This is a genomic window from Streptomyces sp. NPDC088732, from assembly GCF_044751205.1.
Lineage (GTDB): Bacteria > Actinomycetota > Actinomycetes > Streptomycetales > Streptomycetaceae > Actinacidiphila.
The window spans coordinates 15,448-28,625 of the sequence record NZ_JBIVLI010000031.1; the positions used below are offsets into that span (position 1 = coordinate 15,448).

The window sequence follows — 13,178 nt, forward strand, 5'->3', positions numbered from 1 at the left end:
TGCGTGTGCGAGCGACCGAGGCGGGCGGCGTCGAAGTACAGACACGGCCGGACACGGCGTGCGCCGGCTGCTCGGCCCTCTCCGCGTCGCAGAAGCCGACGTAGCGAGCCGAGAACAGGGCGCGGACCGCGTCGGGATCCACCCGCCGGTCGCCCGGGACGACCACCGGCACATGGCGCGTGACCTTCCTGCCAATCCTGACGCTGGGCACCAGGCACTTCGCCGCCTCCGGCACGGGATGCCCCCGCAGTGCGCTGACGGCCCCGGTGCCGCCCTCCGGCGCGTGGTCCAGGAGCTTGTATCGGGTCCCGGCACTGTCGAGCAGGCCGATCAGACGTTCGTAGGGGCCGTGGTCGGCCATGAGGTCTCCTTCTTCGGACAGCGCGGATCCTTGGGTCCGTTGCCGACGCGGCGCGCGCGTTCGCCGGACTGTCCCCCAGTACGTGCCGACGACCATGAGCGCGGTCCCGAGGCCGTGACCGCGGAGAGCCGCTCACCGCCCAGGGCAGTGCGGAACACCACCGCCCGGACGGGCTCCGTGCCGAGCAGCAGACTGGCCCGGTTCGCCGAGGTGCGCTGCACAGCCCAGGTCTGGGCGAGGAAGGCGAACACGCCGCACATCAGGGCCAGGTGAAGCGGCAGGGGCAGCACCTCCCGGGGACCCCCCTGTGCGGGGATCGCCTGCTTTCCTGGCCGCACCGCAGGTTTCGGGTGTACCGCGCGGCCCGGGTCACTCGTACGGGTGAGGTCACCAATCCCGGGCCGCAGGCATGACGAATCACCGGCGTGCAGATCTTGAGCAGGCGGCGACTGACGGGCAGTGCCATGGGCGCACTGTGCGGGCTGTTGACCGCCGGTGCCGCACTGGCGGCGGCGGAGTTGATGGCGGGTGTGCTGCGGCCGGAGGCAAGCCCGGTGGTCGCGGTGGGCGGTGCGGCGATCGATCGCACGCCGGCGGCCGTGAAGGACTGGGCGATCCGCTCGTTCGGCACGCACGACAAGCTGGTGCTGCAATTCGGCATTCTCGCCGTGCTCGGATTGCTGGCAGCCGTGCTGGGCCTGCTGGCCGTGCGGCACCGGCGCGCGGGCGCGGCGGGTGTGCTCGTCTTCGGCGGGGTGGGAGCGGCGGCAGCGCTGAGCCGGCCGGACTCCGCCGGAGCCATCGATGTATTGCCGTCCCTGGCGGGCGGGCTGGCCGGTGCGGCCGTGCTGTGGCTCCTGACCGGTCGCCTGACGCGGGTCGGTACGCCCGTCAGCGAAGCGGAGTCGCGTGCGGCCGGCGACCGCCGCCGCTTCCTGCTGGCCGCGGCTTCGGCGGCCGCGGGGTCCGCCGCGGCCGGAGCACTGGGACGCGCCCTGGCCTCCTCCTCCGGCAAGGAGGCAGTAGCCTCCCGCGCCGCTGTCCGGCTGCCGTTGCCGGGGTCGCCCGCTCGTTCGTTGCCGCGTGGTGCGGCACTGCGGATCCGCGGGATCAGCCCACTCGTCACACCGAACGCCGATTTCTACCGGGTGGACACCGCGCTGGTGGTCCCGAAGGTCGACGCGACGCGGTGGCGACTGCGCGTCCACGGGACCGGGGTCACCCGGCCGTTGGATCTCGGCTTCCGGGATCTGCTGCGCCGTGAACTGGTCGAGCGGGACATCACGTTGACGTGCGTCTCGAACGAGGTCGGCGGCCCGTACGTGGGGAACGCCCGCTGGCTGGGCGTGCGCCTCGCCGACGTGCTGCGCGAGGCCGGCGTGCGGCCGCCCTCGCGGGGCGGCCCGGCGGACCAGCTGGTCTCCCGCTCGGTGGACGGCATGACGATCGGGACGCCCGTCGAAGAGGTCATGGACGGGCGCGACGCGCTGCTCGCGGTCGGCATGAACGGCGAACCCCTGCCGCTGGCACACGGCTTCCCCGTCCGCATGGTCGTTCCCGGCCTGTACGGATACGTCTCGGCGTGCAAGTGGATCGAGGATCTCGAACTCACGACCTTCGCCGCCTACGACCCCTACTGGGTCAGGCGCGAGTGGGCGCGTGAGGCCCCGGTCAAGACGCAGTCCCGCATCGACACTCCCAAGCCGTTCGCCCGCCCGAAAGCCGGGACCATCGTGGTCGCGGGTGTCGCCTGGGCCCAGCACCGCGGCATCGAGCGCGTCGAGGTCCGCGTCGACGACGGCCCGTGGCGGGACGCCCGCCTCGCCGCCCAGGTCACCACCGACACCTGGCGGCAGTGGTCCTTCTCCTGGGAGGCCACGCCCGGCCCGCACACCTTGACCACACGAGCCACCGACGGCACCGGAGTGGTCCAGACCGCCCTGCGAACGCGGACCGTCCCCGACGGCGCCAGCGGCCGGCACTCGGTGGTGATCACCGTGGACTGACCCGGCTCACCGACTCCACCTCCGGCGGGCACTCCCCGCCTTCCCCTCCCTAACAATCAAGGAGAATCCCTGATGAACACCCTGCACCTGCGCCGTGCCGCGATCGCCGTGGCCGTTGCCGCCGTCCTGCCGCTGGTCCTGACCGCCTGCGGCGGCGACAACCAGGACAAGGCTTCCGACGCCTCGTCCATGACGGCGTCTTCCGGCCCGGCCGACGACGGCCGCCAACCAGAGCCCCGGCGACCCGATGGCCATGGACAAGCCGTTCGGTGCGGCCTGTTCCGCGGTGCCCAAGGACGGCGCGGGCAGCTTCGACGGAATGGCTCAGGACCCGGTGGCCACGGCCGCCTCGAACAACCCGGTGCTCTCCACACTGGTGGCCGCGGTGAAGAAGGCCGGCCTGGTCGACACGCTCAACAACGCCCAGAACATCACGGTGTTCGCGCCCACGAACGACGCGTTCGCGAAGATCCCGAAGGCCGACCTGGACAAGGTGCTGAACGACAAGGCCACGCTGACCAAGATCCTCACCTATCACGTGGTCGGGCAGCGGCTCACCCCGGCCCAACTGGCCAACGGATCCTTCGAGACCTTGGAGAAGGGCAAGCTCACCACGGCCGGGTCCGGCGAGGACTACACCGTGAACGACTCCTCCCACGTGGTGTGCGGCAACGTCAGCACGTCGAACGCCACCGTCTACATCGTCGACACCGTCCTCATGCCCCAGTAGGCACTGCTCTCCTGGCCGGGCCCGCCACGCGCGGGCCCGGCCAGGCGTACGAGAAGACAGGCGAGGGAGAGCGGTTCAACTACGACCTGATCGACGTGCGTCCGGGCAGGCCTGGCGGCGAGATCGCCGTCAAGGACCAACCGTCACGGACCGGTGTCCCTGAGTCACGGTTTCCGGCTCACCGACGGTCCTGACGGCAACCCTGTCCACTGGGTGAGCGCTGTGCGGCCTTCCGTACCCCGCACGGGGACGTATGATAGATGTCGCTTGACATTTAAAAGAAAGGTGGGTGCTCGCATGGGCCGCGTTTCGAAGGCTCAGGCCGAGGGGAACCGGGCCGGTGTCGTCGCTGTGGCTGCTCGGTTGTTCCGGGAGCGCGGCGTGCAGGGCGTCAGTGTGGTGGATCTGATGAAGTCCGCGGGGCTGACGCATGGCGGGTTCTACAAGCAGTTCGCGTCCAAGGACGCTCTGGTGACCGAGGCAGCGGCGCTGGCGTTCGCCGACAGGGACGCCTACCTGGCTGGTCTGGATGAGAGGCGCGCCGACCGGGCCGGGGCGCGCAGGGCCCTGGTGGAGGAGTATCTGTCGCAGGAGCACCGTGACAGCCCGGGTGCGGGATGTCCTTCAGCCGGGTTTTCCGGTGATCTGGCGCGGGCGGCGCACGAGGGGCACGTCTCCTCGCAGCAGGTGTACGCGGATGGTGTGGGGCGGTTCGTCGACTGGATGACCGAGGACGGGGACGACGGGCTTGTCGCCACGTGCACCTTGGTCGGGGCGATCCTGCTGGCTCGCGCCACGTCGTCCACCGGTATGTCCGACGAGATCCTGCAGGCGGCACTCGCGTCTCTCGCGCAGTCCCTGGACCGGGACCGTCTGCCGGGGGGCCACTCCTCAGAGGCGGCGGCGCCCGCCCGCGGTGAGGCCTGAAAACCCGGCGTAAGGTTCCGGCGGGCGTGCGTCGGGGGCTTCGTCGCGGATCCGGCGAGCCGCGCGGAATGCCGTGACCGCTCAGTGGCGTGGCGACGGCACGATGCCGGCTGCCGCGACACCCGGTCCTGTCGGGGCCGGGGCCTTGGGGGTGAGCTGGTCGTCGGATGCCAGTCCTCGATGCGGCGCCGAAGACTTGCCTCGATCCCGCCTCCGCCTTCCCAGCGTTTGTTGAAGCGGCCACAAACGTGCAGGTCAGAGACGCGAAAGCGATCGTTTGCCCGTAATGGATTATGGTTGTAATCTATTTCGTCATGGGGCTGACCACCTGACGAAGGTCATGCAGTGACCGCATCAGGCGGCCTCGGGGACGTAGCGGCGTCATCCGGCCGGCCTCGGCCATCGACATCAGTGACACAGTGAGGAAGCACGCATGACCACGATCCTGATCACGACCGCTGCCGGTGATACCGGCCGCCCGATGGTGGACCACTTGCTCAAGGAGGGTTTCCATGTGCGGGCGATGGTCCGCAGTGATGACGAGCGGGCCCAGCGGCTGCGGGACAAGGGGGCTGAGGTCGTCATCGGCGATCTGCTCACCCTCCGCGACGTTCGCGCGGCCCTGAAGGGCGTGCAGCGCGCCTACTTCAACTACCCCGTCGGCGAGGGCCTGGTGGAGGCGGCGGTGATGTTCGCGCAGGCCGCCAAGGAGCAGAACCTCGAATACATCGTGAACATGTCGCACATCCAGTCGCGGCCCGACGCACGCAGCAAGGCGACGCAGAACCACTGGCTGACCGAGCAGGTCTTCAATTGGTCCGGAGTACCGACGACGCACCTGCGCGTCACCTTCTTCACGCAGTGGCTGCTCTACATCTCCGGACTGATCCGCTACGGCCGCTACGCCATGCCCTTCGATGCCGACAGCCGCTTCGCGCCGATCACCGCCAGCGACATCGCCCTGACCGCGGCGAAGCTGTTCACCAAGCCCGCCGAGTATGCCAGGCAGGCCCTGATCCTCACCGGGCCGGTCGAGTACAGCCACGAGGAACTCGCGGCCGAGGTCAGCCGGGTCCTGGGCCGCGACCTTCCCTTCGAGCGGGTCACCGTGACGACGTTCCTGGAGCTGATCGGCATCCCGGATGACACCGCCAAGCTCAAGCACTTCGAAGCGGTCGCCATCGACCAGCAGGAGGGCCGCCTGGCAGGGGTCACGGACACCGCCTCGCGCATCACCGGGCGGCCCCTCCAGACCGTCGAGGACTTCCTCAACGAGCACCGCTCGCTGTTCGAACTCGACTACGCGGCCGCAGCAGGCTGATGACGGGAGCGCTTTGCGCCGCCGTATCGGACGCCCCGCGGGGCGTGGTGAGTGATCTTGACGGGGCCTGTGGCGCTGCAATTGCTGGGTGACGGCGACCCAGCGGTGGTCGCCGGCCCTGGCGTCGTGGACCACTACGACAGGCGGGACCGTGAGGTGTCTGCTCCACCGGTGCGGCAGCGCCGGGAAGGCCGCCTGCGATCAGGGCGAGAGCTCCCGTGGCTGCGCCGGCCGCAGGGGCGACACGCATGCGGCGCGTGATGTCCGCTCTGATGCCAGGGGTTTGGAAGCCCGTTCACGTTCGTCGGTGTTGACGGCGCGGGGAAGACTTCGGTCCGGGCGCCGTGCATCTTCGGGGCGCCACCTTGCGCACCCGGCCAGTCAGAACCCCATGCCCCGCAGCCACTTGAGGGAGGACTCGGCGACGGCGCGCCATACGTGATCGATGCTGAGGGAGTGGCCGCGGTCGGGGAATCCCTCCGTGCCGCACACCCCGGATCAGGCTGTCGGGACGGCGGTGGGCGGAACGACGACCTCGACGGCTCCGGAGGACACGTCGTACACCGCCCAGAGACGCCGACCGCTGTGGCGCGCAGCTCTTCGCATGGTCGGCCAGTTACCTGGCGCGAGGCGGCCCGGTCGTCCTTCGCGGGTACTTCGCGGCAATAGGGACGGACTACGCCTCGGGACCTGACATCGACCAGCCGGGCGTGTTGGGGGTCCAGTGCAGGCCTCGCCCGTCGATCGTCTCCCCGCAGACGCTGCACACGGTCGTGGCTTGGACCTGATGGCCATGGTGTTCGACGATCATGGGCGGCTCTTCGACGGCCCAGCGGTCCCCCCATGCCAGGAGGCTGATGAGCAGGGGGAAGAGCTCTTTGCCTGCCTGGGTCAGGTGGTACTCGAACCGCGTGGCCTGGTACTCGCTCTTTTCGAGGATGCCGTTGGCCACGAGGGATTTCAGTCGTGCGGCGAGGCGGTCGCGGGGGGCGCCGGTGTTGCGGGCGATCTGACTGAACCGCCGGTTGCCGAACATGATCTCGCGGGCGATCAGCAACGCCCAGCGGTCACCGACCAGCTCCAGGGTTGCGGCGGCTGCGCAAGGCCGTCCGGGGACTACTGGATTTTCGGGCATGTTTGACTCTATCAATTTACGGTTTGTGAACCAAACTGTTCACCGTCGGTGCCATGGAGGCAGTGCGCAAGCACTTCCACCTGGGCTGCCGCCCCCTCGCACTGCTCGGCCTTGTTGAAGGCCGTCGAGTCCCACTGTTACGGTTTGAAAAGCAAACCAAACGAAGGGGACGATCATGACCGCTCGAGTCACTCCTTACCTGAACTTCGCCGGCAACGCTCGCGAAGCGATGGAGTTCTACCAGTCGATCTTCGGGGGCACACTGGACATCGCCACGTTCGCGGATCTCCACAGGGCTCAGGCCGCTGAGGAAGAGCACCTGATCGCGCACTCGATGCTCAAGGGAGCGGCAGGCGTCGTGCTCATGGGGTCGGACGCGCCGGCCTCGGAAGAGCGCAGGACCGGCGGTTCCTTCTCGGTGGCGCTCGGCGGTGACGAGGCGGACCTCACTGAGTACTGGGGCAGGCTCTCCGACGGCGGAACGATCACGGTGCCGTTCGCCACGTCCGCATGGGGCGCCCTGCACGGACAGTGCGTCGACAGGTTCGGTACAGCGTGGCTGCTCAACGTGACGGCGAAATCGGCCGCCTGAGCTTCGCGCACTCGCGCTCACGGAACAACCGACTGCCGGCGAAAGGGCGTCCAGGCTCGTCGTCACACACGAGCCGGCGGACGCCCTTTGTCCTGCTTGCGGCCCGGGACCTCGGCCCGAACAGCCGGGTGACTCAATACGGCGTTGCTTCACTGCGCTGCATTGAGTCACCCGGTCCCATGGTCAGACGTGGGCCCGTTCAGTACGGACCGAGCACAGAAGTCTCAGTTCCCGGAGGGTTCGGCACCTGCTCGCAGGCGGGGCAGGGACTGGACGACACCTGCGGCAAGGCCGAGAGCGGCGAACACCCACCAGATGTGCTGGAAGTTGCTCACGGCTGGGCCCAGCTTGGACGTTCCCAGGAGCGCGACGAAGATGCTCACCCCCAGAACCGCGCCCAGTTGCCGGAAGCTCGAGTTGATCGCGGAGCCAATGGCGAACTGTGCCGGAGGGAGCTTCGCTACGGCGGCCCCGGACTGCACCGGCAGCGTCAGGCCGATACCGACGCCGGTGAGCAGGGTCCACGGCAGCCAGTGAGTGACCCAATGCGGGGACGCGTCCACGAACAGGGCGAAACCGAGGCAGCCGAGGGCCCAGGTCACAGCGCCGGCGAGCAGTACACGCCGATGCCCTACGACGACCGCGAGCTTGGTCGTGGAGCGTGCGATGACAGTGACAACAATCGGCCCCGCGGAACTTGCGAGCGCGGCACGCAGCACAGAGTAATGCCATTCCGTCTGGAGGAATATCAAGTTGGCCAGCAGCAGGCCGAAGAAGGCGGTGGAAAACAACAGGGTTGCGATGTTGATGTCCCGGAACTGACGCTCCTTGAAAAGGGTGAGGTCCATCACCGGACGTGCGGCCCTGGAAGTCCGCCACAGGAATGCGGGGAGCGCGAGAGCCGCTCCGACGAAGCCGCCCACCACCCAGACGTCGGACCATCCACGAGAGGGGCCCTCGATGATGGAGAAGCTGAGAAGCGCGGGAATTACAGCGACAAGGAGCGCGCCGAGAGGGTCGGGCATACCTGAAGCATGCGGGTCACGGGACTCATGGAGCAGGCGCCTGCCGAGTGCCACGATCACCGCAGCGATCGGGACGTTGACCAAGAAGATCCAGCGCCAGGAAGCGTATTCGGTGAGAAGCGCGCCAAGAGTGGGGCCGACCGCTGCCGCGGCGGCGGCCATCGCGCCCCAAACGCCGATGGCGACATGCCGACGGGCCGCGTGGAACTCGTGGAGGACGAGTGCCAGCGAAGACGGAACGACGAGTGCGGCGAAGACCGCTTGCAGGGCGCGCGCCGTGATCAACACGCCCGCACTCGGCGCGAGTCCGCACAGTGCGCTCATGAGCGCGAATCCCGCGATGCCCACGATGAATATGTTCTTGCGCCCGTACCGGTCGGCCACTCGACCCGCCGGGATGAGCATGGCGGCGAATACCAGGCTGTAGGCGTTGAGGACCCACGCCAGGTGTCCGGCTGTGGTGTTGAAACTGTGACTGATCGTCTCGAAGGCGATGTTCACAATCGTGGTGTCCAAGAAGACCACGAAGGCACCGAGACTGCCCAGGGCCAGCACCCAACGAGCCCGTCGATTGTCGGCAGGTGCCTCTTCTGGAGATCCGCCGAGAGGCCGGATCGGACTCTCCTCGGCAGGCGCTCGCTCTGCATTGATCACCGTTCACCACTCCTAGTCTGTTGTGAAGTTGCGGCGTGCTCGGGTAACGTAACAACGTATGGTTTGAAAGTCCAACCATGAAATGCCGTGGATCGAGTGGTGACCGGACCGCCCGGGTTCGTCCGAAAGTCCGGTAACGGCCGTGTCGAGTCACAGCGTCCGCGGCGTCTTTTTGTTGTCCGAGTGGAAGGGTCCAAGCAATTGAAAACTCCGGAAAACCGGCTGCCTACGCTGATGGTTGTTCACGCGCACCCGGACGATGAAGCAAGCCAGACGGGCGGCACTCTTGCGAGATACGCCGCCGAAGGGTTTCGAACGGTTCTCGTGACGTGCACCGACGGCGGCCAGGGCGACGATGCCCTCGGCCGCGGGACCGGCCATCGTGACCACCGGGCGAAGCAGGTGGCCGCGCGGCGGTCCCGTGAACTGGCGATGTCCAAGGCCGCGCTGGGCATCAGCGACGTGATCGAACTGGGTTACCCCGACTCCGGCATGCACGAGTCCGTGAACGACATCGATCCCCGCGCGTTCAGCAGACTCGAGGGCGAGCCGATCGTCCGGCAACTTGAAGCGCTGATGGGGGAGTACCGGCCGGAGGTGATCGTGACCTATCCGCCCAACGGCCTCACCTACCACCCGGATCATGTCCGTACGCACGAACTGACCGTCGCCGCGATCGGGCGCGTTCGGGAGGCCGGCGGATATCCGCCTCAAGGCGAGAGCGGCGCATCTCCCCACCGGCGCATGCCGAAGCTGTACTACATCGCCCTTTCCCACTCCCGTCTCAAAGCAGTGCGAACCCGCGCGGAGGCGGCCCTCGGAGCCGGTGTCTGGACGCCGCCCTTGGAGATCGGCGTCGACGATGGCAGCGTCACGACGGTCGTGGACGTGTCCGGCTTCTGGGACCGCAAACTGCGTGCCCTCGCGGCGCATGCCGGCCAGGCGGATGCCGCCGCCCTGTTGCGGGTGTTGAGCGTCAGCGGGCACGAGAATCCTGTCGAGGAGTACGTACTGGTGGACCCGTCCTGGAAGGGCGGCGGAAGGAAGGAGAGCGACCTGTTCGAGGGCATCCGCGAGGGCCGCTGAACACGTCGGCGCAGCATGGTCTTTCGGTCGGGCCGTCCTGTGCGGCGGTCCGGCCGTCCACACGTCAGTGCGTCGCCACCCCTCGCCGGACGTGAGCGGTTCCCCGACGTGCGGGGCCGATCTGGAGTGGTGTTCCTCTTCCGGTGCGGTGGGACTCGGAGCGGACGTGCTCCCTGGACGTGAGGAGGACCCGTCACGGCGCGGCCGACGCGCCAGGGTTGATGCGCGGCGCGGGACAGATGCGTGGTCAGCGGACACGACGGTCGCAGCATCCTCCCTCGAGTAGTGTGGTTTGAATGTCAAACCACACGAAGCATACACGTCATGGTTTGGAATCCAAACCTCAAAGGGATGTGCTGGCAGTCGCCTTGGACGCGATCAGCGATCGATGGTCCTTGCACATCGTGCGCGCCGTCGCCTTCGGCGCCTCCCGCTACACCGACATCCTCCGGGACGTCGGTGCTCCCAGAGACGTCCTGTCCTCAAGGCTTCGAAAGCTCACCGCGTCAGGGATTCTGCAGCCGCACTCGCCCGAGAAGGGCCGACTGGCCGGGTACGAACTCACCCGGAAGGGGCGGGAACTCGGACACGTCATCCTGGTGCTCAAGCGATGGGGTGATACCCATGGCGAGGAGGCAGTGCCCCGGGGCGACTTCCTGCATGACGTCTGCGGCGCGGTGTTCGTCGCCGAGGTCTGCTGCCAAGCGTGCGGCAGGCCGGTCCGGTCGGGAGAGATCTCCGTCCATGCGTCCCAGGGGTGCTGACGAGGCGCAGGTTCCCGACTTCGGGCCCCGCGGGCCTCAGGTGGCCTCGTAGAAGGCCCGGTTCTGGGCGACGAAGGATTCCGCGGTAAGGGGGTCGGCGCCGCCGATCCTCTTCACCACGTCGTTCATCCCGGAGAAGACGCCGTTGCGGTAGTCGACCGCCACGGCGAGGAGGTGCTGGACGAGGTGGGGCGAGGCCCCGCGCTTGTCCAGGATGGCGGTGAACTCCTCAAGTTCGATGGGCGTGTAGGTGACCTTTCGGCCCAAGGCCCGGGACATCGCCTCGGCGATCTCGTAGTGGTCGAGCTCGACGGCTCCGTGGAGCGGGTAGGTCCTGCCGGCGTGCGGGTCGGGATCCGCGAGGATCGCCGCGATGACCCTCGCCTGGTCGGCGGCGGCGATCGGTGCATGCCGCGCGTCGGCGAACGGAAGACGCAGTTCGCCTGTCCCGTCCCACATGTTGGTCAGCCATTCGGCGAAGAACGTGGGACGCAGGTGGGTGACTGCGGCCTGAGCGCGGTCCAGCAGCCGCTCGGCGACCCAATGCTGCCGTGCCGCGTTGCTGCCGGCCTCGCGGCGAGCGGAGATCTGGGACATGTTGACGATCGCGCCCACCCCGTTCTCCTCGGCAGCCTGGGCGAGGTTCGCGGTGGCGTCCATGAGGCCGGGGGCGATCGGGTAGGTGAAGTAGACGGCGTCGATTCCTTCGGTCGCCCGAGCGAGGGAACCGAGATCGTGGACGTCTCCGATCGCAATCTGCGCACCGAGGCCGGCGAGCTTCGCGGAGCGCTCGTCGGCCCTTCGGGCGAGCGCGCGGACACGGTGGCCGCGCTGGAGGAGTATTTCGGTGGTGTGCCGGCCGGTCTGGCCGGTCGCTCCGATGACCAGAAGATTGCGCGTCATGGACAAGGGTCTCCTTCTCCTCGATGTGCTCCGCTCCCCGCGTTCAGGGGCGGAAGGTGGTGTGCGTGTGCTTGCGGGGCGGGGCGCGTACGGCCATGACCGGCGTGGTGGCCGGCATCAAGGCAAACCGTCGAGGCGTGCCCGTTCGGGCTCGCGCACCGTCGCCGGAGGCAGGATCAGTGAGAAGGCGCTTGATGGCCGTCGGGCAGGGTGAACAGCGCAAAGAACAACCGTGCGGTGGCAGGGTCGCCCTCGACGACGAGGTCTCCGCGAGCAATCGCGCCATCGACATCGGCCTGGCCCTTGGCGAGGGCGAAGAGCGTGGTCTTCCCGCAGGTCAGCCGCATACCCGGTGCCACCGGTGCAGGCCCGATCCCGGCCCGAACCTGCTCACCGTCGCCTTGCAGCCACAGAGTCTCCTCGCCCACGACCAGCTCCGTGAGCGTGGTGAAGCCTGCCGCCTCCCCGGGAGCGGTGAGGCGCATGGCCACCAGACTCCATGCGGCACGGTCGGTGTATCCGGGCGGCGAAGGCTCAAGGCCTCCGCCCCAGGAGGCCAGGGAGGCCAGGAGCGGCATCAGGGCCTCGCCCCGGGTGCCCAGCTCGTAGGCCGCGGCGCGTCCCGGGCCGGGCAGTGTCGTACGGCGCACGACGTCGTATTCGCCCAGGTGCTTCAGCCGTGCGGCGAGAAGGCTGGTACCCATCCCCGGCAAGGCATCGAGCAGATCGCTGTAGCGGCGTGGCCCCAAAGTGAGCTCTCGCACGATGAGCAGCGTCCACCTCTCGCCCAGCACGTCGAGTGCGCGGGCGATGTGACACACCTGCTCGTAGGAGCGGCTCATGACGCGTCCCGGACGAGTGAGGCGCCCGACCCCTCGAGGGGCAAGGGGGCGGACAGTCCGACCCTGCCCAGCGGGTCCCGCACGACGCGCTGCACCTCCACGTGCAGAGTGTCGTGCGCGGCACCGTGCCGACCCGCAAGATCGGCAGCGTGCCCGGCCTCGCTGACGGCAGCGCTGCGTGCTTCCACGACGCTGACCGCCCCGTCCACCAGGTAGAAGTGGCGGACTGCGCTCCGTGCGGCAGAGGGGAGGCGGACTCCCACCATCCACGTGCTTCCCCGGTCCATGAGCCCGTCCTTCCGTGTGCGGTCAAGCATCTCGACGCAAGATCGAAAGATGCTTCTAAAACATATAGTCAATGCTACTGGTTTTAGAACTACCGCACGAGCGGAAACCTTCCCGACCGGCCTAATGGAGATTCGTTCGTGTTTCAACATGTCATCGGTCCGTCGGTGACCAGGAGGGAGCGGCATGAACGTGGCGGGCACCCGGAGTAAGAGGCGCGCGGGGTCTCCGTCCTCGCCGTCATCTGCCTCGCCCGTGTGCGGGTCGAGCAGCCGCCGGACACGGCACGGCCGCGAACTGCTTGACGGCGGCGTCGGTGTACAGGCTGTCGAAGAGCACTACGGCAGGGCCAGGCCGAGTGCGTCGAGCCTGCCCTGTCCGACATGGCCGACTCAGTGGCAGGTCCGCCTGCGATGCCGAAGTTCAGCGGGAGGACATGCTCCACGACGTCCTCGGCCAGGATCGTCGGCCCGGGGTGTCGGACCAGGAGCCACGGGCGACTCGGGTCACCAGGTCGCTCGCAGCCGGCGACGGCGTTGGCCGTGGC

The 13,178-nt window shown here is 68.2% G+C and carries 12 protein-coding genes and 1 pseudogene; 7 read left to right on the forward strand and 6 right to left on the reverse strand.

The window, feature by feature from the left end; genetic code table 11:
• Positions 1–330: 330 nt before the first annotated feature.
• Complete coding sequence (locus ACIP9H_RS37010) at positions 331–651, reverse strand: DMT family transporter (protein ID WP_401590873.1); 321 nt, start codon at positions 649–651, stop codon at positions 331–333.
• A 174-nt stretch (positions 652–825) separates the two neighbouring features.
• On the opposite strand from ACIP9H_RS37010, the gene ACIP9H_RS37015 reads away from it, so the two are divergent.
• From ACIP9H_RS37015 to ACIP9H_RS37030, 4 genes and pseudogenes are all read left to right on the forward strand, one after another.
• A complete protein-coding gene (locus tag ACIP9H_RS37015) occupies positions 826–2,367 on the forward strand; it encodes a molybdopterin-dependent oxidoreductase (protein WP_401591116.1) in 1,542 nt (513 codons plus the stop codon).
• 72 nt (positions 2,368–2,439) lie between these two features.
• Positions 2,440–3,097: pseudogene (locus ACIP9H_RS37020) on the forward strand (fasciclin domain-containing protein).
• Positions 3,098–3,394: 297 nt separating this feature from the next.
• A complete protein-coding gene (locus ACIP9H_RS37025) occupies positions 3,395–4,024 on the forward strand; it encodes a TetR/AcrR family transcriptional regulator (RefSeq protein ID WP_401590879.1) in 630 nt (209 codons plus the stop codon).
• Between the two features lie 433 nt (positions 4,025–4,457).
• The gene (locus tag ACIP9H_RS37030) at positions 4,458–5,345 is read left to right on the forward strand and encodes an NmrA family NAD(P)-binding protein (protein ID WP_401590882.1); all 888 of its coding nucleotides are present in this window, start codon (positions 4,458–4,460) and stop codon (positions 5,343–5,345) included.
• A 676-nt stretch (positions 5,346–6,021) separates the two neighbouring features.
• Here ACIP9H_RS37030 and ACIP9H_RS37035 read toward each other — a convergent pair.
• Positions 6,022–6,480 carry a winged helix-turn-helix transcriptional regulator gene (locus ACIP9H_RS37035; protein WP_401590884.1) on the reverse strand — a complete coding sequence of 153 codons (459 nt, stop codon included), beginning with the start codon at positions 6,478–6,480 and terminating at the stop codon, positions 6,022–6,024.
• 175 nt (positions 6,481–6,655) lie between these two features.
• Here ACIP9H_RS37035 and ACIP9H_RS37040 point away from each other — a divergent pair, with 175 nt between their 5' ends.
• Positions 6,656–7,072 carry a VOC family protein gene (locus ACIP9H_RS37040; protein WP_401590887.1) on the forward strand — a complete coding sequence of 139 codons (417 nt, stop codon included), beginning with the start codon at positions 6,656–6,658 and terminating at the stop codon, positions 7,070–7,072.
• Positions 7,073–7,296: 224 nt separating this feature from the next.
• On the opposite strand, the gene ACIP9H_RS37045 is transcribed toward ACIP9H_RS37040, so the two are convergent.
• Positions 7,297–8,751, reverse strand: coding sequence for an MFS transporter (locus ACIP9H_RS37045; RefSeq protein ID WP_401590890.1), 1,455 nt, complete (start codon positions 8,749–8,751; stop codon positions 7,297–7,299).
• Between the two features lie 183 nt (positions 8,752–8,934).
• Between ACIP9H_RS37045 and ACIP9H_RS37050 the strand changes: the two genes are divergently transcribed.
• Positions 8,935–9,837 carry a PIG-L family deacetylase gene (locus ACIP9H_RS37050; protein ID WP_401590893.1) on the forward strand — a complete coding sequence of 301 codons (903 nt, stop codon included), beginning with the start codon at positions 8,935–8,937 and terminating at the stop codon, positions 9,835–9,837.
• Between the two features lie 296 nt (positions 9,838–10,133).
• A complete protein-coding gene (locus tag ACIP9H_RS37055) occupies positions 10,134–10,601 on the forward strand; it encodes a winged helix-turn-helix transcriptional regulator (protein ID WP_401590896.1) in 468 nt (155 codons plus the stop codon).
• A gap of 36 nt (positions 10,602–10,637) precedes the next feature.
• Here the strand turns inward: ACIP9H_RS37055 and ACIP9H_RS37060 are convergent, their stop codons facing one another.
• The 3 genes from ACIP9H_RS37060 to ACIP9H_RS37070 form a co-directional block, all read right to left on the reverse strand.
• Positions 10,638–11,504 carry an NAD(P)H-binding protein gene (locus ACIP9H_RS37060; protein ID WP_401590899.1) on the reverse strand — a complete coding sequence of 289 codons (867 nt, stop codon included), beginning with the start codon at positions 11,502–11,504 and terminating at the stop codon, positions 10,638–10,640.
• 176 nt (positions 11,505–11,680) lie between these two features.
• The gene (locus tag ACIP9H_RS37065; protein ID WP_401590901.1) at positions 11,681–12,346 is read right to left on the reverse strand and encodes a winged helix-turn-helix transcriptional regulator; all 666 of its coding nucleotides are present in this window, start codon (positions 12,344–12,346) and stop codon (positions 11,681–11,683) included.
• Complete coding sequence (locus tag ACIP9H_RS37070) at positions 12,343–12,633, reverse strand: hypothetical protein (protein WP_401963387.1); 291 nt, start codon at positions 12,631–12,633, stop codon at positions 12,343–12,345. The genes ACIP9H_RS37065 and ACIP9H_RS37070 overlap by 4 nt, the downstream gene beginning before the upstream one ends.
• Between the last annotated feature and the right edge of the window lie 545 nt (positions 12,634–13,178).

Excerpts from the sequence above, each read along its gene's own strand:
- ACIP9H_RS37015 (WP_401591116.1), top strand. The coding sequence starts at position 826 with ATGGGCGCACTGTGCGGGCTGTTGACCGCCGGTGCCGCACTGGCGGCG.
- ACIP9H_RS37025 (WP_401590879.1), top strand. The coding sequence starts at position 3,395 with ATGGGCCGCGTTTCGAAGGCTCAGGCCGAGGGGAACCGGGCCGGTGTC.
- ACIP9H_RS37030 (WP_401590882.1), top strand. The coding sequence starts at position 4,458 with ATGACCACGATCCTGATCACGACCGCTGCCGGTGATACCGGCCGCCCG.
- ACIP9H_RS37035 (WP_401590884.1), bottom strand. The coding sequence starts at position 6,480 with ATGCCCGAAAATCCAGTAGTCCCCGGACGGCCTTGCGCAGCCGCCGCA.
- ACIP9H_RS37040 (WP_401590887.1), top strand. The coding sequence starts at position 6,656 with ATGACCGCTCGAGTCACTCCTTACCTGAACTTCGCCGGCAACGCTCGC.
- ACIP9H_RS37055 (WP_401590896.1), top strand. The coding sequence starts at position 10,134 with ATGTCAAACCACACGAAGCATACACGTCATGGTTTGGAATCCAAACCT.
- ACIP9H_RS37060 (WP_401590899.1), bottom strand. The coding sequence starts at position 11,504 with ATGACGCGCAATCTTCTGGTCATCGGAGCGACCGGCCAGACCGGCCGG.
- ACIP9H_RS37065 (WP_401590901.1), bottom strand. The coding sequence starts at position 12,346 with ATGAGCCGCTCCTACGAGCAGGTGTGTCACATCGCCCGCGCACTCGAC.
- ACIP9H_RS37070 (WP_401963387.1), bottom strand. The coding sequence starts at position 12,633 with ATGGACCGGGGAAGCACGTGGATGGTGGGAGTCCGCCTCCCCTCTGCC.